The sequence below is a fragment of the Arthrobacter gallicola genome (genome assembly GCF_014836775.1).
GTDB lineage: Bacteria > Actinomycetota > Actinomycetes > Actinomycetales > Micrococcaceae > Arthrobacter_B > Arthrobacter_B gallicola.
Window position 1 is genome coordinate 348,980 of record NZ_JACSQD010000003.1, and the last position, 21,051, is coordinate 370,030.

At 61.2% G+C, this 21,051-nt stretch carries 17 protein-coding genes; 7 read left to right on the forward strand and 10 right to left on the reverse strand.

Annotation, left to right across the window (positions count from 1 at the left end):
- Nucleotides 1-40: 40 nt before the first annotated feature.
- The 4 genes from glf to H9639_RS08800 are packed head-to-tail and all read left to right on the forward strand — an operon-like array spanning nucleotide 41 to nucleotide 4,829.
- Complete coding sequence (glf, locus tag H9639_RS08785) at nucleotides 41-1,228, forward strand: UDP-galactopyranose mutase (RefSeq protein WP_191807699.1); 1,188 nt, start codon at nucleotides 41-43, stop codon at nucleotides 1,226-1,228.
- Nucleotides 1,225-3,222, forward strand: coding sequence for a glycosyltransferase (locus H9639_RS08790; RefSeq protein WP_191807700.1), 1,998 nt, complete (start codon nucleotides 1,225-1,227; stop codon nucleotides 3,220-3,222). The genes glf and H9639_RS08790 overlap by 4 nt, the downstream gene beginning before the upstream one ends.
- Nucleotides 3,223-3,230: 8 nt before the next feature.
- Nucleotides 3,231-4,097 carry an ABC transporter permease gene (locus H9639_RS08795; protein ID WP_191807701.1) on the forward strand — a complete coding sequence of 289 codons (867 nt, stop codon included), beginning with the start codon at nucleotides 3,231-3,233 and terminating at the stop codon, nucleotides 4,095-4,097.
- A gap of 3 nt (nucleotides 4,098-4,100) precedes the next feature.
- A complete protein-coding gene (locus H9639_RS08800; RefSeq protein WP_191807702.1) occupies nucleotides 4,101-4,829 on the forward strand; it encodes an ABC transporter ATP-binding protein in 729 nt (242 codons plus the stop codon).
- 1,837 nt (nucleotides 4,830-6,666) lie between these two features.
- Here the strand turns inward: H9639_RS08800 and H9639_RS08805 are convergent.
- Nucleotides 6,667-8,724: a DUF6541 family protein gene (locus H9639_RS08805; RefSeq protein WP_318242037.1), complete on the reverse strand. Its 2,058-nt coding sequence runs from the start codon at nucleotides 8,722-8,724 to the stop codon at nucleotides 6,667-6,669.
- Nucleotides 8,725-8,839: 115 nt separating this feature from the next.
- A complete protein-coding gene (locus H9639_RS08810) occupies nucleotides 8,840-10,096 on the reverse strand; it encodes a lipopolysaccharide biosynthesis protein (protein WP_191807704.1) in 1,257 nt (418 codons plus the stop codon).
- Nucleotides 10,097-10,260: 164 nt separating this feature from the next.
- Between H9639_RS08810 and H9639_RS08815 the strand changes: the two genes are divergently transcribed.
- Nucleotides 10,261-11,166 carry a glycosyltransferase family 2 protein gene (locus H9639_RS08815; protein ID WP_191807705.1) on the forward strand — a complete coding sequence of 302 codons (906 nt, stop codon included), beginning with the start codon at nucleotides 10,261-10,263 and terminating at the stop codon, nucleotides 11,164-11,166.
- Nucleotides 11,167-11,182: 16 nt separating this feature from the next.
- Here the strand turns inward: H9639_RS08815 and H9639_RS08820 are convergent, their stop codons facing one another.
- Together H9639_RS08820 and H9639_RS08825 are read right to left on the reverse strand one after the other, a co-directional pair.
- Nucleotides 11,183-12,112 (reverse strand): glycosyltransferase, encoded by a 930-nt coding sequence (locus H9639_RS08820; RefSeq protein ID WP_191807706.1) that lies wholly within the window; start codon nucleotides 12,110-12,112, stop codon nucleotides 11,183-11,185.
- Between the two features lie 32 nt (nucleotides 12,113-12,144).
- Nucleotides 12,145-12,900, reverse strand: a complete 756-nt coding sequence (locus H9639_RS08825; protein WP_191807707.1) for a glycosyltransferase — start codon at nucleotides 12,898-12,900, stop codon at nucleotides 12,145-12,147.
- 216 nt (nucleotides 12,901-13,116) lie between these two features.
- Between H9639_RS08825 and H9639_RS08830 the strand changes: the two genes are divergently transcribed.
- The gene (locus H9639_RS08830; RefSeq protein WP_191807708.1) at nucleotides 13,117-13,998 is read left to right on the forward strand and encodes a glycosyltransferase family 2 protein; all 882 of its coding nucleotides are present in this window, start codon (nucleotides 13,117-13,119) and stop codon (nucleotides 13,996-13,998) included.
- An 83-nt stretch (nucleotides 13,999-14,081) separates the two neighbouring features.
- On the opposite strand, the gene H9639_RS08835 is transcribed toward H9639_RS08830, so the two are convergent.
- The 4 genes from H9639_RS08835 to rfbB are packed head-to-tail and all read right to left on the reverse strand — an operon-like array spanning nucleotide 14,082 to nucleotide 17,642.
- Nucleotides 14,082-14,450: a DUF2304 domain-containing protein gene (locus H9639_RS08835; RefSeq protein WP_191807709.1), complete on the reverse strand. Its 369-nt coding sequence runs from the start codon at nucleotides 14,448-14,450 to the stop codon at nucleotides 14,082-14,084.
- Between the two features lie 7 nt (nucleotides 14,451-14,457).
- Nucleotides 14,458-15,186, reverse strand: coding sequence for a glycosyltransferase family 2 protein (locus tag H9639_RS08840; protein WP_191807710.1), 729 nt, complete (start codon nucleotides 15,184-15,186; stop codon nucleotides 14,458-14,460).
- Nucleotides 15,187-15,238: 52 nt separating this feature from the next.
- A complete protein-coding gene (locus H9639_RS08845; RefSeq protein ID WP_318242038.1) occupies nucleotides 15,239-16,639 on the reverse strand; it encodes a bifunctional dTDP-4-dehydrorhamnose 3,5-epimerase family protein/NAD(P)-dependent oxidoreductase in 1,401 nt (466 codons plus the stop codon).
- 4 nt (nucleotides 16,640-16,643) lie between these two features.
- On the reverse strand, nucleotides 16,644-17,642 hold the full coding sequence (gene rfbB / locus H9639_RS08850; protein WP_191807712.1) for a dTDP-glucose 4,6-dehydratase: 999 nt from the start codon (nucleotides 17,640-17,642) through the stop codon (nucleotides 16,644-16,646).
- A 56-nt stretch (nucleotides 17,643-17,698) separates the two neighbouring features.
- Between rfbB and rfbA the strand changes: the two genes are divergently transcribed.
- On the forward strand, nucleotides 17,699-18,565 hold the full coding sequence (gene rfbA, locus H9639_RS08855; protein WP_191807713.1) for a glucose-1-phosphate thymidylyltransferase RfbA: 867 nt from the start codon (nucleotides 17,699-17,701) through the stop codon (nucleotides 18,563-18,565).
- Nucleotides 18,566-18,650: 85 nt separating this feature from the next.
- Here the strand turns inward: rfbA and H9639_RS08860 are convergent, their stop codons facing one another.
- Nucleotides 18,651-19,778, reverse strand: a complete 1,128-nt coding sequence (locus H9639_RS08860; RefSeq protein WP_449657890.1) for an IS30 family transposase — start codon at nucleotides 19,776-19,778, stop codon at nucleotides 18,651-18,653.
- 601 nt (nucleotides 19,779-20,379) lie between these two features.
- The coding region (locus tag H9639_RS08865) for an LGFP repeat-containing protein (RefSeq protein WP_404799742.1) at nucleotides 20,380-21,051 on the reverse strand (672 nt) is incomplete at its 5' end.

Here is a 21,051-nt window from a genome sequence, read left to right on the forward strand (position 1 = left end):
GTGCGTGCCGAGGGCCGTGCCGAAACTTACAGGAGTGAATGTGAACGTTGACCTCGTCGTCGTCGGGTCGGGCTTTTTCGGCCTGACTGTAGCCGAGCGTGCTGCAAGGGAACTGGGCCTGAAGGTTGCGGTCCTTGACCGCCGGCACCACATCGGTGGGAACGCCTACAGCGAAAATGAAGCTCAGACCGGCATTGAGGTGCACCGCTACGGAGCGCATCTGTTCCACACCTCCAATGAGCGGGTCTGGAATTACGTGAACGAGTTCACCCAGTTCACCAACTACGTGCACAAGGTGTACACCAGCCACAAGGGCGAGGTGTACCCCATGCCCATCAACCTCGGCACGATCAACCAGTTCTTCCGTTCCTCCATGGGCCCGGCGGAAGCCAAGGCCCTGATCCAGGAGCAGGCAGGAGAACTCGCCGGCACGGATCCCCAGAACCTGAACGACAAGGGCATCCAGCTGATCGGGCGCCCGCTCTACGAAGCGTTCATTAAGTACTACACCGGCAAGCAGTGGCAGACGGACCCGAAGAACCTCCCGGCGGAGATCATTTCCCGCCTGCCGGTCCGCTACACCTATGACAACCGGTACTTCAACGACAAGTACGAAGGCCTGCCGGTCGACGGGTACACCGCATGGATTGAGCGGATGGCCGATCACCCCAACATCCAGGTTCACCTGAAAACGGACTTCTTCGATGAAGGCCACGAGTTCTCGCGTTCCACGACCCTGGGCCAGGTTCCGGTCGTCTACACCGGCGCAGTGGACCGGTACTTCGACTATGCCGAGGGTGACCTTTCCTGGCGCACCATTGACCTTGAGGAAGAAGTCCTGCCGATCGAGGACTATCAGGGCACCTCCGTCATGAACTATCCGGACGAGGACGTCCCCTACACGCGCATCCACGAGTTCCGCCATTTCCATCCGGAGCGGGACTACACCAAGGATGCGACGGTCATCATGCGTGAATTCTCCCGATTCGCCGAGAAGGGCGATGAGCCGTACTACCCGGTCAACACAGCTGAGGACCGTTCCAAGCTGCTCGCCTACCGTGATTTGGCCAAGGGTGAGAAGTCGGTTCTGTTCGGCGGCCGTCTGGGTACCTACAAGTACCTGGACATGCACATGGCAATCGGATCCGCCCTTTCTATGTACGACAATAAGATCAAGCCCCACTTCACCGGGGGAGCCAAGCTCGAAAGCGGAGGAGTGGACGCGTGAGTAACGCCACAGTTGAGGAACCGGGGCTGACCGGCGAAACCTGGTCAACTCTTCAGCGCGTTATCCTTCCGTCCTTGGACCAGCTGGACACTGTCCCTCTGTACCTCGATACGGGCAGTGCGGCAGGGGTTCAGCTCTCCACCATGAACGGAGATGCCAAAAAGGTAACAAACGCCCCCGCTTACTCCGTTCCGGGCAAGGAAGCGCATGCAGAGGATTTCCTTTCGCGGCACTCAACCTCAGTCCGTGCAGGAGAGCGCGTCTCCTTCGGTACCTACTTCAATGCTTTTCCCGCCAGCTATTGGCGTCGGTGGACGAACCTCGAAACCATCCGGCTAAGCGTCCGGACTTCGGGAGCCGGAGCCGTCAGCGTTTACAAATCGAATGCCCGCGGTGCCCTTCAGCATGTGGAGACGCAGCGGGTCACCTCTCCCTCCACGAGTGTTTTCGAGCTGAGCCTTAAGCCGTTCGGAGACGGTGGCTGGTACTGGTTCGATCTGGTGGCGGGCTCAACCCCGCTGGTCCTGGAAGAGGCCGAGTGGCAGGCGCCGGGTGCCCCAGTCCGCCAGGGAACGGTGACGCTGGAGATTACAACGCTGAACAAGACGGCGTTCTGCCTGAACAACCTGAGAATCCTGGGCGAGCACCCTGACGCGCTGGCGCGCCTCAAAGAGGTCCTGATCGTAGACCAGGGGACCCAGAAAGTCGCAGACGCCGAGGGCTTCGCCGAGGTTGAAGCACTCCTGGACGGAAAACTCCGGATTATCAACCAGGCGAACCTGGGCGGATCCGGAGGCTTTGCCCGGGGGATGTACGAGGCCGTCGAGAGCGGCAGCGACTATGTGATGCTTCTGGACGACGACGTCGTGATGGAGCCTGAGAGCATCTCCCGGCTGGTCACGTTTGCCGACCGCTGTAAGACCCCCACGATCGTGGGCGGACACATGTTTGATCTGTATAACCGCACGGTTCTTCATACCTTCGGCGAAACGGTGAATCCTTACCGTTTCCAGCCGGACCAGCCGCACGAAGAGATGACTCTGGGCCACGACTTTGTTCGGTCCAACCTGCGTCAGACCTCATGGCTCCATCGGCGCGTAGACGTCGATTACAACGGCTGGTGGATGTGCCTGATTCCGACTCAGGTCATCCGTGATATCGGACTGTCGCTGCCCGTGTTCATCAAATGGGACGATGCGGAATACGGTCTGCGTGCCAAGACAGCGGGATACCCGACAGTGTCGATGCCCGGATCGGCTGTCTGGCACGTGAGCTGGATTGACAAGGACGACCTTGTCGGATGGCAGGCCTATTTCCACACCCGCAACCGGATGATTGCAGCTCTCCTGCACAGTCCGTATGAACACGGTGGCCGGGTGGTTCGGGAAACCAGCTACATGGACCTGAAGCATCTTATCTCCATGCAGTACTACACCGCGGTGGGACGGACGATGGCGCTGCGGGACCTCCTGCAGGGACCCGAGCAGCTCCACGACCTGCTCCCTGCCAAGCTCCCCGAGATCAGGGGCATGGTGGCCGAGTTCTCGGACGCGCAGATCCAGTCCGAGCCCGAGGCATTCCCTGCTCCCGTTATGCACAAGCCGCCTCGTCACGGACAGGGTTTCAAGGCGCCGTCATACGCCACGCTCCTCCCCTGGGCAGCGAAAACGGTGGTCAAGCAGCTCACCCGAAAAGTGCCCACCACCAGCGTGGAACATCCGCAGGCCTACATCGCCCACCAGGACAACAAATGGTGGCGGATGTCCCAGTACGACTCCGCTGTAGTCTCAAACGCAGAGGGAACAGGCGCTTCCTGGTACAAACGGGATCCGAAGCGGCTGCGTGAACTCCTTGCCGAGAGCGTCAGGCTAAACGCCGAAATCCTCAGGAACTGGCGTTCGCTCAGCGACCAGTACCGGTCCGCGCTTCCGCACATCACGTCCTTCGAAGCCTGGAAGAAAACCTTCGAAGAGCACTCGGAAGCAGGCAAGTAAGTTTGTCAATGGACGCACTGGAAACACCGGGGCGGGGAGCGGGACTCGCGGATATCGTAAGGTCCCGCTTCCTCCTAAAGCTGCTCGTTTCGAAGGAATTGAAGGTACGTTACCGAGGATCGGTCCTGGGACTGCTTTGGTCTTACGTCAAGCCCGGCGTTCAGTTCATCGTTTTTTACATCGCGCTGGGTGTATTCCTCGGACTCGAGCAGAGCGACCGTAACCCGGGCGGTCTGCCGAATTACGCCATTTACCTCTTCGCCGGAATTGTGCTGATCAACTTCTTTACGGAAGCCCTGGGTAACGCATCCAGATCGATCGTCGGCAACGGCAGCCTGATCAAGAAGATCTACCTCCCCAGGCAGCTCTTCCCGGTGGCGTCCGTCTGGGTCTCGGGAGTGCATTTCATTCCCCAGCTCCTGATCCTCATAGTGGCCTGCCTGTTTAATGGATGGCGGCCCAACCCGCTGCAGCTGGCCGCCGCAGTAGGCGGGTTCATCGTCGTGGGACTGCTCGCTACGGGGCTTGGACTTCTTTTCGGCGCCATCAACGTGTACTTCCGTGATGCCGAAAATCTGGTCGACATGCTGCTGATGATTGCGACCTGGGCGTCTCCGGTCCTCTACTCGTGGGTCAAGGTCCGCGAGCAGCTGGGAACGACGTTCTTCAACCTGTACCAGTTGAATCCCCTGACTGTCGGGGTAGAGACATTCCACTACGCTTTCTGGCTGCCCACCACTGACGGCGCCGAGGCAGTTCCACCCCACCTGCTGTCATTCTGGCTGCCGGTTGCCCTGGTCCTTTCAGCTGCGGTCCTGCTGCTGGGCCAACTCGTCTTCCGGCGGCTCGAAGGCCGTTTCGCCCAGGAGCTCTGAACCGTGGCCAACGCCATCGAAGTACGCAACGTCAACAAACGATTCGTCCTGCGGCACACACGCTCAATGAAAGAGGCATTCGTGTGGCTCGCCAAAGGGCGCAAAGGAGATCTGAGCGAACGGTTTGACGCGCTGAAGGACATCTCGATCAACATCGAACAGGGCGAAACGGTAGCGCTGCTCGGCCTTAATGGTTCCGGTAAATCCACGCTCCTGAAGCACATCTCCGGAGTGATGCGTCCGGATAGCGGGACCGTCGGTACACGCGGACGTGTGGCCGGATTGATTGAGGTCGGGGCCGGCTTCCACCATGACCTCAGCGGACGGGACAACGTCTACCTCAACGGTGCAATTCTCGGGATGACCGAGGAAGAGATCAACGAGAAATTCGACTCGATCGTTGAGTTCTCGGAAATCGGACAGTTCATCGACACCGAGGTGAAGTTCTACTCCTCCGGCATGTACCTGCGGCTGGCTTTCTCTGTAGCCGTGCACACTGACCCTGAGGTTTTCCTCGTGGACGAAATCCTTGCCGTGGGTGACGAGCCCTTCCAGAAGAAGTGCATCGACAAGATCAAGGAACTGGCTGGGGAGGGGAAGACTCTGGTGGTTGTGAGCCACGACCTGGATCTGGTCTCTCGTATCTGTGAGCGGGGCGTCCTCCTTGAGCACGGCCAGATCGTCATGGACGGTCCGGTGGGTGACGTCGTTGCCCGCCTGCGTGGACAGTAGTTGTACTGAGACAGGACGTTGTTTACACGTGAACACGTGAAGACCTCTTAGGTTGGTGTCTGCGAAAACTAACCGATTCCTAAGAGGTCTTCATGTCCACCGTAATGCCCGTCTGGCCCCCCCCGCCGGAAGCATGATCCTGGTTCAGTGCGTCATCTCAGGCCGCCCCGGAGCGCACGTCGCGAAGGAAAAGGTATTTTTCGGCCTACCGCTAACCGCTGAGCGAATCGCTACCGGACGATGGGCCAGCATGTTTACAGGACCGTTCCTTCCGCCCGAGAACCTGCCTGCACGTCCAGCCCGGAGAAAACGCCGCTGGGCATTTCCCGTGGGTGCCGGAAGGGATCTGACGGCATGGTCAGCGGGTCATTGTCGACGGCGCGGTGAGACTGAAATACGCCGGTTGGTTACCGCAGGACGAAGTGTCCGGCTGGAGCCTATCGCTGGTCTAGCAATGTCGGGCGTAGATGTATCGCGAGTTTTCTCCACGCGCTTTGCAAGGTCCATGCGTGATGATCCGGCCTCTGGCCTGCTCTAAAGTCGGTTAGGTCATGGGGAGCGCCTTCTCTTCAGCAATTTCTGCCAACGACCAGCACCTGCCTGCCAGTTCCGGGGCCATCGCCACGGTGGCGACTACGGCACGTTTTTGGTGTTCCAATTATGTGAGCCAGCTTTGATGCACACGCCGGTTCCCGGCATATCCGCAGGCCCGGGCCGCTTCCGGTGCCAGGACCAGCTGGCCCGCATCAGCAGTGAGGGATTCACGTAGGACCGGCGGTGATGCCAGACAGCTTCGACAGACAGACAGACAGCCGGCCGGCATGGGTCTTCCGGTCTTGGAGATCGAGACGCGGGGCCGAGGCGCACCGGCGGAATGCTCAGAAGGGAACAAGCCCAGGTAGACGTCGATGCTGGAGTCGGTGAACCGGTCCCAGTCACCTATTTCATGGCCAACCCAAAAGCAGCGGTGAGGGTGGAGATTCTCCGCAGGCAGCCCAGACCCTTAACCACAGCGGTGAATTCGCTGTCTGAAGTCATGCTTGTGATGGCGGCATCCAGATCGTGCCGACGTTCATTGATGGCCCGGATCCCGGCGAGACAGGACTGATAGGTCAGTTCCCGGGCTGGTTCGGGAAAATGCTGCCGGTTCAACCAGATTTCATGTTGCCCGGTCGACGCCTGCCCGCCGGAATAGCAGCAGGAGTTTGGGGGATCCGGTGCCGGGAACACATCAGATCCGCCCGGCAGTCCTCCCGTGCCCGGACCAGGTCCCGGGCCGATTCCTGATCGATCGAGGGAATCCGGACTCCTGTGTTCTCAGCTTGGGCAGCCGGACCAGAGGCAGGGCATCGCGGGTATCGCTCTTCGCCCGGTCCCGGAAGGCCGCTGGGGTTGGACGGAGCCTAAACCACGGCGGGAAACCCGGCCGCGTTCAGGCTCCGGGCCAAACCGAATCCGGTGGGGCCTGCCTCGGTAACTACTTTCACCGGACCGGGCAGGGAACCGATCCATTCCAGAATCTCGGTTCAGTCCGGTGTGAGTTTGCGGTGCAGGATTCCCCTGTTTCGGTATCCAGTGGGCAGCCGGAACATTGCGGGCATGGACTTCCAAGCCGACACTTGTACCCTCGAACATAGCTGGAACCTCCCAGACTTCAAATGTGAGTCTGCAGGTCGGCCAAGTCTGGCAGGTAACCCACGTCCTTACTTTGAAGAGTGGGGGCTGCAGCCCCCTAAACCCAGTCCCTCACATCGTCTAGTCCCCAAGGCGGAGTAGCGTATACAATAAATGACCCCGGGATCGCATCCGGAGTGGGGCCTTTTGCAGCTCTCCGCTGCTATCCGCCGCAGCCGGTAATCTCAAACAACCTGGCGTTCTCTCCGGCGGAAGCGACGAGTTCCAGTCCAGGCAACGGTGCCACATTAGTGACACCGAGGTAGTTGACGGTCGACGGGTCCGGAACGAGGTACCGGTCACCAAAGTCCAGAACGTACTCCACGTTTTCCAATTCAGCGGCCCTGCAGACCTCAGGCGTAAGGCCTTCCGTTCCCAGGCTCCGCGACAGCAGGTCCCGCTCCTTGTCCGGTATGGCAAACAGGTGCGGGGTGAGGACGTGGCGGCCGCTGAACGCGTAGGCCAGCGAACTTCCGTTCCACGGGTTCACCGCGATCACCGCATCTTCGGGCACGATGTCGTCCACTTCATCCAACAGTTGAAATTCTTCCGGAGTGAGCACCGCCGATCCGGTGTTCAGTGCGTACAGGGGCATTCCCCTCTGGATGTACTCCTGAGTCGGTCCGAAGTAGGCGCTGACAGCGAGGACAGCAGTAAGGGCGGCGGTGCCAGCGGCACTCCATGCACCGCGGCGTCCCGCCAAGCGGGACGGCAGTGCGTCGCATAGCCGGCGGATGTGCGGCAGGAGGAATTGGCCCACGGCCCACACACCCGCCGCGGCCAGCGGTGTGGCGAACAAGGGCAGGAACGCGGCTAGTCGATAGGTGTCCTGGTACCAGGTCCCGGTCAGGAAGTTCCGAATGAAGCCGCGGTCCCTGGAAGCGTCCACGACGTACAGGGTGATGGCAATGGCGTAGCTGCAGACGAGCCAGCGCAGACTAGGAGTACGCCAAACCGTTACGGCGCCGAGGATCGCCAGTGCGGAAACCAGCCAGTTGGCTTCGTTGCCCATCGGGCCGTTGGTGAGTGCCTCTCCAACGGCCCGGCCAGCTGTAGTGGTCGGCCCCCAGAAATCGTAGAAGGCCGGACGAAGCTTGAGCCAGAGGATGAACAGGACGGCAGCGAACACGGCCGCGCCGCCGAAAAAGAAGGCCTTTCGACCTGCGGGGGCTCCGCTGCGGGACTTGATTCCGCGCACGAATGCCATAATGAGCAACGGCAGGACAAAGATGATCAGGGCATTGATTGCACTCATATGTGCTGTGATCAGGCCGGCAAGGGAGAGCAGCAGAGCAATCCACCAGCGTAGTTTCTCGGCGTCGTCCAGCTTGCGGCGACCGGCGCCGGTCAGCATGACGATGACAGCGATCGCGGCCGGGAGCATGCTTACGGAGAGGGTATTGGGGAACAACGGGCCCCAGACGAGGAGCAAATAGGGGAACGCTATCTGGGCCGCGGAAACAATCCCGGCGGCCAACGTGATGACAGGGTTACGCCCGAAGATCCGGCGGACCAGGAAGATGCTGGCGATCGGCCAGACCAACGCGGCTACGACAATGTTCACCGAGTTCTCCGCCAGCCCCAGCGGAGCGGAAGTGAGCTGCATTGTCATGGAGGCGTAGGTGTGCCAGGCCGCAGGATACACCGCCTGCATCCCGGTCAGCTCCTGCAGGGAACCAAGCGTCAACGAGGAGGCGTTGCCAGTCTCTACGATGTAGCGGATGGCGTTCAGATGGAAGATATTGTCGAAAACCTGCGCGAAGTTTTCAGGCTGCCCGATCAGCTGTGTCAACCGGCGGAAGATCATTGCCGCAGCCATGCCAGCCGCGGCGAGCGGCACCAGGATCCGCAAAATTGCCGTGGTGTGCTCTGAGGCCTGCCTCGCTGCGGGGCTTCCGGCTTTTCTGGTGCGACGGCTGACCAGGACTGTCACTCCGAGGCCCGCGATGGCGGTGATTAGCGCGCCAGCTGCATAGGTTAGCGGAGTCCATGTGATCCCGGAGGCCCCTGCCAACACAGCAAACGTCCCCGATACTGCCGTGGAAAAGACCGGCGCCAGTGCCAGTGCGGTGAAGCCTCTGAACCGAAGGCTCAGTGCTACCACGTAGCCGGGTAGGAAAACCAGTCCTGCCGTTGTAATCAGTACAGGAAAAGCGGATAACCAGGACAAGGAGCCTCCAGATTGGGTGCAACAGGGCAGCGCAGCGTCGCGACGCGGCACAGACCAGCTTACAGTCAGTTACCCGATGCAGAATTCCCGTGTGACGGGCGGTTCGAAGAGGAAAATGGGCGCTGGACGGAGGGACCGGAGCGGACCCGCCTCCAGGACTTGCGCTTCATTTTATGACGGAGGCTCCGCTGGTACGGGACTTCCTGGCGAAGTATCGGCGCACGACGGCTATCTGGTACACGGCAACCGCGAGTTCTGAAATGGCGACGGCCCAGGCGACCGCCGAAACCCCAACGGTGAGGGCGCCGAGAACAATAAGGGGGACACCAACGGCGGCTCCCAGCACGGTGGATGCAGCCAGAGTCTTTCCCTGGCCGATGGGAATAAGGCACGCCAGACCGACAACCTGTGAGACTGTGACTGCGCCGAAGATCACGCCCATCGGCACACTGAGTTCCCATCCCACCTCAAGACTGCCGCCCGATAGCAGGCGGCTTGCCCACGGAATGCACATGGCCATCACGAGGGCGCAGAATGCGGCCGCAAACGGTGCATACTTGGCTGCCATCCGGACATGGCTGTCCTGGCGAGCTGGATCAGGATCCGCAATGGAGCCCTGCAGTACCTGCACGGCTGGCCCCACCGCCGTCAAGCCGTACTTGAAGAACTTCTCGGCCATTGCGTAGAGGGCAAGCGAACCAGGGACCAGGGCACCCACCACAAGCACTGGTGTGTTGACGTACAGGCTCGACGTCGCAGCTGTGATGACGCCGTGCCGTTGACCGCCCAGCCGCTGTACTGCTCGACGCAGGTTGAGATCGAAACCGGGTGTGTTCTCGGACCTGCTGCGGATCAACACGGCACTGGCCACGGCACCCGATAGGTTCATGAAGAGCTGGATGGTTAGGTAGACCAGCACGTTGCCGGTAAGTACGAGCCCAGCGAGTCCGAGCACGATCCCCAGCATCACCGGCAGGGTATCGAAGACGAGGAACCTGCCTGGCCGGGCATCACCGACGAAATACCAAGATGCCCCTAGAAACGGAAATAGATATGCCAGGCAGGAGAGTATTGCCACGGCAGGTAATTGGCGGCTTATGAGCCAGACAGTCAGCAGTGCCAGCGGAGCCACGACGAGGAACAGATAGACGCGGCTAACAAGGGAGTCCAGGAACATTTGGGGGCGGTCTGCCATGGGAAGGCCGGCGACCATAGCCGGGCCGACAGTGCCCCATCCGAAGGAAACGAGGACGCCGAAGAGCAGCGCCGTGGACTGTCCAAGCGCAATGACGCCCCACGCTGCTGTCCCTGCATGGGAAATTACCACGGGGATGGCGACCAGGCCCACGACGGTGCTGAGGATTACGGAAGCGCCGAAGGCACCCACACGCCGAACGTGCCGCAGAAGTGAACGCTGACCCAAGAAAATTCCTCCGTTGCCGGGCACGGGCCGGTTGCCCGCGCCTGCATCCTCGAAGCATTCTAACGTAGGAGGCTGGTGCGGGTTGATATCATCGAACTAGCGACCTCCACCTCCAGTGTGCCTTGGGGCGCTGTAATTGGGCATGCTCCAACGATGGGAACTCTTTGTCTGTAGCAGCAGTTGTTGTGTCCTATAACCGCGTGGACCTCCTCCGTAAGTGCCTTACAGGGCTCCGGAACCAGGACAGGCAACCGGACGAAATCATCCTGATAGACAACGGTTCAACGGACGCAAGCGTGGCAATGGTCCGGCAGGAATTCCCGGCCGTTAGCGTTTATGAAACAGGTGCCAATCTCGGCGGTGCCGGAGGATTCGCCTGGGGGATTGAACGTGCACTTGCCGCTGGACATGATGCGGCCTGGCTGATGGATGACGACGCCGAGCCGCTTCCCGGCAGTCTGCGACCCTTGGTCGAAGCCATGGAGGGGGCGCCCAGCAGGCCTGGATTCGTGGCCTCGCTAGTGGTGAACCCAGCAGGCGAGCCCAACAAGGGGCATCTGCCGGATCAGTCGTCGGACATTGGGCGGCAGCTGAAGGCAAGTGCACTAGGTGGTGTCGCGGTCGACAGCGCCAGCTTTGTGGGTGTTCTCATTGACCTGAAGGCCGCTGCCTCAATGCCCCTGCCGTATGCAGACTTCTTCATCTGGTTTGACGACGCGGAGTACACTCGGCGCCTGAGCCGCGGTGCTTATGGTGTGGTGCTTCCCCAAAGCCGCATAAGCCATCCCGAGAAGCAGAATCAAAAGGATATGGGTGGACGGCTTTATTACTTCATCCGCAACAACCTCTGGTTCCACCGGCTGGACCCGTCGCCGCGAACGTTGTTGCACAACCCTGTGCGCTGGGGAGCCGGGATGGCAGCCACTGCAATTGTCCAGGGCCTGCGTGCGTCGGATAGGAGACTCTGGCTCACGTCGACTTTCAAGGGCCTGACAGAAGGACTCTTCCGCACTCCTCGTACCATCTGGCCGGGACAGTTGCTCAACGAGTCCGTCCGGATTGGGCGCTAGGTTAGACGGGGCCGGGTCATCGCAGCCGCTTCTCCAGTTCCGGGCCGATCCGCCCCAGACGGTTCAAAATTCCGTCACGGGTGCCGGAGAGAAATGCTACAAGGTGTTTACGGCGCCGCGGCCCGTAAATAAACCGGATGACGTGGCTCTCGACTTCCAAGAATAGCCGCTGGGCTACCCAGCGCGGCTGTGTGCGAACATACCGCTTTGCCAGAACCAGGATATTCCTCGATATGTAGTAAACCCGGAACGGCGCGTGGTAGTAGATGCTTAGCTTCTTCGGGCCTATGGTGGCGTGCCAGCCCAGGATCCGCATCGGCCGGGATTCGCCCAGGGAGTGCAGCAGATCGCACCCCTGCCCGGCCAGCAGCCGGTACCCGTGACTGCGCAGCCGGGCGTTGAACTCGGAGTCAACGCAGTCGATGAACAGGTCCTCGTCCAGCAGTCCGGCTCTATGGATGGCGGCAGCGCGGACCAGGCTGCCGGACTGCATGGGATCGAAGACTTCGGGTTCATCCGGATCGGTCCCGGCGTAGCCCTTAACCCGGGCACCGTTGTGCGACTCTGCGCTCACCATGCCCACGCTGTCCGGACTCTTGCTGGAGGCTGCCGTTTTCAGGGCACGTTCAACATAGTCTGGGCCCAGGCGGGAGTCCTGGTCCATGGTCATGATCCATGCGACGTCGCCCTCGGTTAGTTCAGCGCGGATCCCGGCATTCAGCGCTGCCGCGATCCCGCTGTTGCGTTCCAACCTGACAACGCCGGCGCCTGTGGCTTTGAGTCCGTCAAGGACTGCGGCGATGTCGCGGGTCGAACCGTCGTCCACGACGGTCACCCGGTCCACCTGCTCCATGAGCGCCTGAACGTTGCGGATGAGTTCGGGGCCCGGGTTGAAGCTGGAAACGACGGCTGCTACGGCTATCGCGCGGTTACCATTGGAGGACATGGTGTTCCGATCGTTGTTGGGATGCGGCGAGTTCACACGGACTTCAGGGTGTTCCGCAGGGTGAAGCGGCGCCGGATGAGGGCGGCAAGGCCGCCCAGGTACACCAGACGCGCCTTAACGATGGCAACCAGTCCACGGATCTTGTCAGGAGTCAGGTTTTCACCGTGCAGGCGGTGCAGGATGGTGTCCTGCTCTAGGTAGCGGACGCTGCCGGCAACGTTGCCTGCCATCGCCAGATACTGGTCATGCGATTCGCGCATGTATGACGGGAAGGGGAGGGCGAGCTTTAACAGTTCGGCCCGGAGGCCCATGGCGCACCCCCAGTGCAGGCGGTACCCCACCAGGATTCCCGCAATGTTGGCGAGATGGCGGTCGGAATCTGCCGGACGTACCCGGATATCGTGGAACCGGCCGCTGGCACCGCCGAAGTGCGAGCAATTCGAGACCACCATCAGCCTGTCCTGCAACGCAGCCTTCATATCATTCAGCCGGCCAGGAATCCATACGTCATCCTGGTCCGAGAGGAAAAGGTAGTCTCCCGTGCTTTCCGCCAGCGCCCGTTCGAACGTCTTTACGTACCCCAGGTTGCGGTCATTGATGATCAGCCGGATGCGGGGATCCTCGATGGACCGGACCACGCTGACCGTTGAATCCGTGGAGCAGTCGTCGATGATGACGAGCTCATCTTCGTGGCCCAGTTCGGGGAGGATGGAACGGATCTGTTCTTCGATAAACTGGGAGCCGTTGTAGGTGGCCATGCAGACGCTGGTCCGGGCACGGTCAGGCATAGGGGAGGAAACCCTTCATTCGTGAACACAGGAGTCACGGGGAGATAGCTCCCGGGACCCTTACGAGTTTACCTTGGCCAAGTGGGGGCCCCGGCCGCTGACCTATAGTGGAGGTACCGGCTAACAGGTCTGCCCATGCGGTGTTCCGTAGCCCCGACACCCTGTGCCCGGCCCAGCCGGTCCCCAGCCGCCCGACTAGAAGGAATGAATCGGCTCATGGCCATTGATGTAATGCTCCCGTACTACGGCGACGTAGACCTGATGAAACTGGCCGCGCGGAGTGTAATGAGCCAGCAATATGAGGACTGGCGCCTGGTAGTCATTGATGACGGGTACCCCAGCCCGGAACCAGAGCGGTGGTTCGCCTCCCTGACTGATCCTCGGGTCAGCTACCAGAAGAACGATACCAATCTGGGTGCCAACGGCAACTACAGGAAGGCACTCAAGTTGGTCCAGGCCCCCATCGTGGTGATTATGGGCGCGGACGACGTGATGCTGCCGAACTACCTGCAGACGGTGGCCAAGGCCTTCGAGGCTCACCCCGACGCTGGCGTCGTTCAGCCCGGGGTGCAGGTCATCGATGAGAACGGACGTGCATGCCAGCCGCTAGTGGACCTGGTGAAGAAGGCTTACGCACCGCGGGGCCGCGAACGTCAGGTGCTGCGTGGAGAGCAGATGGCCACCAGCTTGGTGCGCGCGGACTGGGCATACTTCCCATCGCTGGCCTGGCGCTCGGACGTCATCACCCGTATCGGTTTCACCGAGGGCCTTGACGTGGTTCAAGACCTGGCCCTGCTACTCGACATTGCCGCTGAAAACGGTTCCATGGTCGTGGAACCGGAGCTCGCGTTCCTGTACCGGCGGCACTCAGCCTCCGATTCCTCGGTACGGGCATTGGACGGACGCCGATTTGACGAAGAGCGGGCCTTCTTCCACTCGCAGGCAGACCGCTTTGCTGCCTTGGGCTGGAAATCGGCGGCCCGGGCGGCACGATTCCACACAACCTCCCGGCTAAACGCTGCCACACTAATCGCCCGCTCGTTGGTTAAGGGCAAAAAGGACTCCCTGCCGCGGTTGGCCAGGCATGTCTTTGGCTAAGCCGCGCTAGAACTTACTGAAGAGGGGTGCCCCAGCGGGGCACCCCTCTTCAGTCAGTTATACGCCAAGTAATCTGGGCGGTCTCAGGTGTCTAGGTTGCCGGGAGTCCCGGCACTTTCGTCCAGCTCGCGGACCTTTGTCTTGAGGATAGCCACTTCCTCGGCCAGCACTCTCAACTCATCCTCTGATTGGGACTGTTCAAAGGAGAGGTGCAGGCAGACGGTTATAAGCAGGAGCAGTGCCATTGCGAATAGCAGGTTGGAAGGGGCCTGGACTCCCAAGAGGGCTGCCGCCCAGAACAGCAGCTGCGGGAAGGCAGACAGCAGAAGCAGAGCCAAGCCAATGACAATCCACAACACTGCGTATTTTTCCCGGAGCCGTCGCTTGCGAAGCATGTCGAGGATGAAAACCAGAATGGCGAAAACGATGACGAAGCCAGCAAAGACAGGCATATGAATCCTAATCGGACGTAGGTTCGCTCTTTTTGCGGGTGAGCGCAATCAGGAGGGCAAAGATTGAACGGCCCAGGTACACCGCCGCTTTGATTGGATCGTGGCTGGGCGTGCCGCCCTGGCGTTCCCGCATGGAAACGGGTACCTGCCGCACCACACACCCCGAGCGGGCGGCAACAACCAACGAATCGATTGTGTCACCCAGGTACTCGGCAGGGTAATGGTCCACATATTGGCGGATGGCCATGGCATTGGCTGCCCGGAATCCGGACGTTACGTCCGTCAGTCGTGTCCGGGTAATGCGTGACAGTGTCCCCGCAAGGACCTTCATCGCCCATTTCCTGGGGCCCCTGACGGTGTAGTTACCCTCCTCTGCGAAGCGGGCACCGATGACAATGTCGGCGTGCTCCAGTCCGGCGAGAACCTTAGCAATGTCCCGTGGATCGTGCTGGCCGTCCGCATCAACCTGAATGGCGCGCTGATAGCCGTAGTACTTGGCGTACTTGAAACCGGTTCGCATGGCACCGCCCACCCCCAGATTGAAGGGTAGCTGGATGACTGTAGCGCCGGCGTCGCGGGCCAGGGCCGCTGTGGCATCCCGGGAACCGTCGTCGACCACCAGGACATCACAGGCTGGACCGAAGGCCAGAACTTCTTTGACTGTCTGTCCGATGGTCTCAGCCTCGTTCCAAGCAGGCATGATGACGAGAGGACGGTCGATCAGGTCTTGGGACATACTTCGAATCTATCGTAGGTAAAAGGGGGAGTCGGGCACGGAACCGCGGATCCTAGCCCAGATACGCGGCAAGCCGCTTTGCGGCATCAGCCGGTGTGAAGCCGGTGGCTCTGATTTTATCAAGTGGCAGAGCGCTGTTGGCGGGGCGTGGCGCGGCCGTCTTGTCCCTGAAGTACTCTTCCGTGCTGACACCGGTAACCGCGTTGACAGGGTGGCCTGTCAACTCGTAAACCCGGGTGGCGACGTCCGCCCAAGACCCGGGCTCGCCGTCGTTCGTCAGGTTGTACACGCCGAATTCCGCGTGTGATTCGAGCAGATGACGGATTCCGGCAGCGATGTCTTCTACAAAGGACAGCCTGCCAATCTGGTCATTGACCACGGACGGCTCGATGCTGCGTTCGGCGAGCGAAGCCATGATACGCACAAAGTTGCTGCCTTCGCCGATTACCCAGCTGGTCCGCACAATGTAGTGCTGCGGGACAACGGATACCACGGCGTCGCCCGCGGCCTTCGTCTGGCCATAGACCCCCAGCGGAGAGAATGGTTCGTCTTCCGGGTGGGTTTCGTTCGTACCGTCGAAGACATAGTCGCTGGATACGTGCACCAGCGTCAGGCGGTTCGCGGAGGCCACCCGAGCCAGCCGTGCGACGGCGCTGACGTTGATGTCCCAAGCCAGACGCCTGCCTTCAGGCGTTTCAGCGTTGTCCACCGCTGTGTAGGCGGCCGCGTTGATGATGGCCGAGTAATTCTTCCAGTTGCGTTCGAAGGAGGCAGGATCGGTCAGGTCGAACTCCCGGCGCCCGGCAAACTCCACGGAAGCCTCGCCGTCGTACGTTTCCCGCAGTGCCTTGCCAAGCTGGCCATCCGCACCAAGGACAAGTATTTTCTTCGGCGCCATCGGGACCACATCTCCGAGGCGGGGATGTTTCTTGTCCTTTTCCGACAGCTCTGCTTGCTCCAGCGGGATCGGCCACGCGATCCCCGCGGTCTCATCTGCGAGGTTAAGGAAGGTGTACTGCCCCTGCGCATCCGCGCTCCAGTGGTCGTTGACCAGATAGGTGTAGGCAGTGTTGTCCTCGAGCGTCTGGAAGGCGTTACCCACCCCGCGGGGGATGAAGATTGCCTGGCTGGGATCCAGTTCGGCCGTAAACACGGTCCCGAAACTGGGCCCTTCCCGCAGATCAACCCAGGCTCCGAAGATCCGTCCGGTGGCGACCGAGATGTACTTGTCCCATGGCTCGGCATGGATGCCGCGGGTGGTCCCGGCGCTCTCATTGAAGGAAATGTTGTTCTGCACCGGGCCGAAGTCCGGAAGTCCCAGCGCCAGCATCTTCTCGCGCTGCCAATTCTCCTTGAACCAGCCCCGGTTGTCGCCGTGGACCGGAAGGTCATAGAGTACGACGCCGGGAATCGGGGTTGCGTGCGCTGTGAGCGGCTTGGAGAACTCGACCACCGCGCTACTGGCCCTGAACCTTGTACTTGGCTTCTGTCTGTGCCTTCTGCGGGCGCCACCACGCCTCATTGTCGCGGTACCAGCGGATGGTGTCCTCGATGCCCTGGTCGAAGTTGGAGAACTTCGGCTCCCAGCCCAGCTCGGTGCGCAGGCGGGTGGAATCAATCGCGTAGCGCAGGTCATGGCCGGGACGGTCGATGACCTGATCGTAGGCATCCGCCGGCTGGCCCATGTGCTTGAGGATGAGCTCGATGACTTCCTTATTGTTCTTCTCGCCGTCGGCGCCAATCAGGTAGGTCTGCCCAATCTCGCCCTTTTCGATGATCCGCAGCACGGCAGAGGAGTGGTCGTTGGCGTGGATCCAGTCGCGGACGTTCTCGCCGGCGCCGTAGAGCTTGGGCCGCACGCCGTCGATCACGTTGGTGATCTGCCGGGGGATGAACTTCTCCACGTGCTGGTACGGGCCGTAGTTGTTCGAGCAGTTGCTCAGGGTGGCCTGCAGCCCAAACGAACGGACCCAGGCGCGCACCAGAAGGTCGGAACCGGCTTTCGTGGACGAGTACGGGCTGGAGGGGTTGTACGGGGTCTGTTCCGTAAAACGCTCGGGATCATCCAGTTCAAGGTCGCCGTAGACCTCGTCCGTGGAGATGTGGTGGAAACGGGTGCCGTGTTTCCGTGCCGCTTCGATCAGGGTGTACGTGCCGATGATGTTGGTGTCGAGGAACGGCCTGGGGTCGTGCAGCGAATTGTCATTATGGGACTCAGCCGCATAGTGGACAACGACGTCGGTTTCCCCGACCAGCCGGTCCACCAGCTCTGCGTCGCAGATATCTCCCTGCACGAAGGTGAAACGGTCCTCCGGAAGTCCCCGGAGGGACTCAAGGTTGCCGGCATACGTCAGCTTGTCCAGCACCGTGACGGACAGATTCGTGTTTTCGAGGGCGTAGTGCACGAAGTTGGAGCCAATAAAACCGGCGCCGCCGGTCACAAGGAGGTTCTGCATGTAAATACACGTTACCGGATTTGCCGTCACCCCATCGAGCCGGGATGATGAGGTGCATGCGCGGAATCATATTGGCAGGCGGCACCGGGTCACGACTCCACCCGATAACACTCGGCGTCAGCAAGCAACTGGTGCCGGTCTACGACAAACCAATGATCTATTATCCGCTGTCCACGCTGATTCTTGCGGGCATCAAAGACATCCTCATCATCACCACCCCGCACGACCATGAGCAGTTCAGCCGCCTGCTGGGCGACGGAAGCCGGTTCGGCGTCAACATCAGCTACAAGCAGCAGCCATCACCCGACGGGCTCGCGCAGGCGTTCATCCTGGGTGCGGAGCACATTGGAAATGGTCCCGTGGCACTGGTCCTGGGGGACAACATCTTCTACGGGGCGGGTTTGGGCACCCAGCTGCGCCGGTTCGCGGACATCGACGGCGGTGCCGTTTTCGGGTACTGGGTCGCAGATCCCACCGCGTACGGCGTGGTGGAATTCGACCAGAACGGCAAGGCGGTTTCCCTGGAGGAAAAGCCTGCCCAGCCGCGAAGCCATTATGCCGTCCCCGGGCTGTATTTCTACGACAATGACGTCGTTGACATTGCCCGCAACCTTCAGCCCTCTCCCCGCGGAGAACTGGAAATCACCGACGTCAACCGCATCTACCTGGAGAAGGGAAAGCTCCAGGTAGAGATCCTCCCGCGCGGAACCGCGTGGCTGGATACCGGGACGTTCGATTCCCTCAACGAGGCATCAGAGTTTATTCGGACGGTCCAGAAACGCCAGGGACTTTCGATCGGGTGTCCGGAGGAAATCTCCTGGCGCCTCGGCAACATCACGGACGATGAGCTTCGCCGGCTGGCTGAGCCTCTCGTAAAGAGCGGATACGGCCAGTATCTGCTGGAGCTTCTCGAGCAGAAATAAGTCAGCACTGATCTTCTCAAAAATTCAACAAAAGAGCCGCCCGGGAAATTTCTTGGATTCTAGGGGTCGTTGCAACACCTGGTGGCTAGGTGGTCAACAATAAGTCACGCATACGCTCGGCTGGGGTTTCCCAGCCGAGCGTTTTGCGTGGGCGTCCGTTGAGCTGCTGGGCGACGTGTTCTAAGTCTTCGACGCTGTGGACGGAGAGGTCGGTGCCTTTGGGGAAGTACTGGCGCAGCAGCCCGTTGGTGTTCTCGTTGGACCCGCGCTGCCAGGGACTGGCGGGGTCGCAGAAGTAGACATCCATGTCCGTGGCGATACTGAAGGCCTTATGCGATGCCATTTCCGCGCCCTGGTCCCAGGTCAGGGATCCGCGCAGGTGCGCCGGGAGAGTGGCCATGGTTTTGATGAGCCCATCACGCACGGTTTCGGCGGTGTGGTCCCCCTCCAAATGAACGAGCATCACGTACCGGGTGGTGCGTTCCACGAGGGTGGCGATCGCGGTCTGGTTCAGGGCCCCGGTGATCAGGTCTCCTTCCCAGTGTCCTGGCACCGCACGGTCCGCGACCTCGGGCGGGCGCTCGGAAATGTTGATCATGGGGTCCCGGAAACGGCTGGTCCGTTTCGCCGGATCGGTGCGTGCTCTCCGGCGGGTCCGCCCGGAACGCAGCGCGGCCTGGACCTCGCGTTTGAGTCCGCCGCGGGCCTGGAAGTAGAGGCTTTGATAGATCGTTTCGGGGGCCACGCGCATCTCCGGGCTGTCGGGGAACTCGGTGAGCAGCCGTTTGCTGATTTGTTCCGGTGACCAGCATACGAGCAGCCCTTGCTGCACGAAGTCGCGCAGCTGCCCCTCGAGGGCGAGTTTGCTGGGTTTGGGCCGGGGCCGCCGGGAAGCGGCGGTGCGGTGCGCGGCGTAGGGTTGGTAGCCGGCTGGACCGGTGTTGCGTGTGATCTCCCGGCTGATGGTCGAGGCTGGGCGTCCCAGGGCCCGGGCAATGGAGCGCAGCGAAGCACCGTCCCTGCTCAGGTCCCGGATCCGCTCCCGCTCAGGCAGGGAGAGATAGCGGGAGCTGATCGGTTTCTGCAGCTGGACCAAACCGGGGAATTCGCCCGGGGCAACCCTGGCTGCGGGGGCGATGAATGTCGTCGCTCCCTGTTTGTAGTCGATGACCCGCCCGTCCGGGTAATACCGTTTGTTGTTGGATCTGCGCACCCCCAGGTCCCAGTCCTCGGCGGTTCGAGGGTGAATGCCGACAGCCAGAGCCGCTTCGCGTCGGGTTTGCCCGGATCCGCGGAGTCGGAGGAAATCCTCTCTCCTGCCCACACGCTGCTCACGCTTGAATCCGGCCTTGTAGGCCCACTGAAAGCAGGTTCCCACCGGGAGCCCCATCTCTCTGGCCGCAGCTGAGACACTGCCTGCACGGTCCAGGACAGTGAAGAATGCTTCCTTCTGGGCCGGCGTGTACTTGGTCTGGATTTTACCGCTGCTGGCCTTGCCTGCCGGTTTGGCACCTGGGTTCAGATCCCTGGCCCACAGGTAACACTTGCTGAGATTGAATCCGAGCTCAGCGGACGCGGCCCGGACGCTGCCCGTGCGATCGAATACCTTCAGGAACTGGACCCGGTCAGCCTCGGAATATCGGCGCCGAGGTGAGCGCAGTTTGCTGGTGCCAGTTTCCTTGCTTAAAGACAACACGGTCGTTGCAACTCCCAAAAGTCTGGGTGTTGCAACGACCGCTAGAACCTAAGATTTTCCAGGCGGCTCTTTTCGTTGTCTGCGTTCTGCCAGGCCAGGGCCCGGTTCACGCTCCGGTCTAATTCCGGACGACGACGGCACCCCCGGTGCGGGTCCAATCGATCCGTCCGCCCTCATAGCGCTGCGTGCACTTAGTGGCGGTGCAGGTCTCGTCTGTCACCGGGTAGCCCAATATTCCGGTCTCAAAGCCGGTGGACTGCCACTTTTTGCGGATTTCCCCAGCGGTGGGGTGTGCGCCGGCTGACTTTGTCCAGGTAATGGCTCCGCCCTGGAAATTCTGGTAGCAGCCGCCGTTTTTGATGCCGCAGGTTTCCGGGCCCACGGGGTAGCCGAGGCCGCCGGCCTCGAACCCGTGCTTCTGGTAGGCGGTGCGGATGGGGCCGGTGCTGCTGACTTGGGCGCCGGTGGCGGGGTTCCAGAGGATCGCCCCGTTTTGGAAGTCCTGGTAGCAGCCGCCGTTTTTGATGCCGCAGACCTGGGGGCTGCGGGGGTAGCCCAGTGGGCCGTTTTCGAATCCGCTGGCCTGGTAGGCGGTGCGGATGGGGCCGGTGCTGCTGACTTGGGCGCCGGTGGCGGAGTTCCAGAGGATGGCGCCGTTTTGGAAGTCCTGGTAGCAGCCGCCGTTTTTGATGCCGCAGACCTGGGGGCTGCGTGGGTAGCCCAGTGGGCCGTTTTCGAATCCGCTGGCCTGGTAGGCGGTGCGGATGGGGCCGGTGCTGCTGACTTGGGC

Coding starts and splice junctions, on each gene's coding strand:
- H9639_RS08795 (WP_191807701.1), top strand. CDS start 3,231: ATGGACGCACTGGAAACACCGGGGCGGGGAGCGGGACTCGCGGATATC.
- H9639_RS08820 (WP_191807706.1), bottom strand. CDS start 12,112: ATGTCCTCCAATGGTAACCGCGCGATAGCCGTAGCAGCCGTCGTTTCC.
- H9639_RS08825 (WP_191807707.1), bottom strand. CDS start 12,900: ATGCCTGACCGTGCCCGGACCAGCGTCTGCATGGCCACCTACAACGGC.
- H9639_RS08830 (WP_191807708.1), top strand. CDS start 13,117: ATGGCCATTGATGTAATGCTCCCGTACTACGGCGACGTAGACCTGATG.
- H9639_RS08835 (WP_191807709.1), bottom strand. CDS start 14,450: ATGCCTGTCTTTGCTGGCTTCGTCATCGTTTTCGCCATTCTGGTTTTC.
- H9639_RS08840 (WP_191807710.1), bottom strand. CDS start 15,186: ATGTCCCAAGACCTGATCGACCGTCCTCTCGTCATCATGCCTGCTTGG.
- rfbB (WP_191807712.1), bottom strand. CDS start 17,642: ATGCAGAACCTCCTTGTGACCGGCGGCGCCGGTTTTATTGGCTCCAAC.
- rfbA (WP_191807713.1), top strand. CDS start 17,699: ATGCGCGGAATCATATTGGCAGGCGGCACCGGGTCACGACTCCACCCG.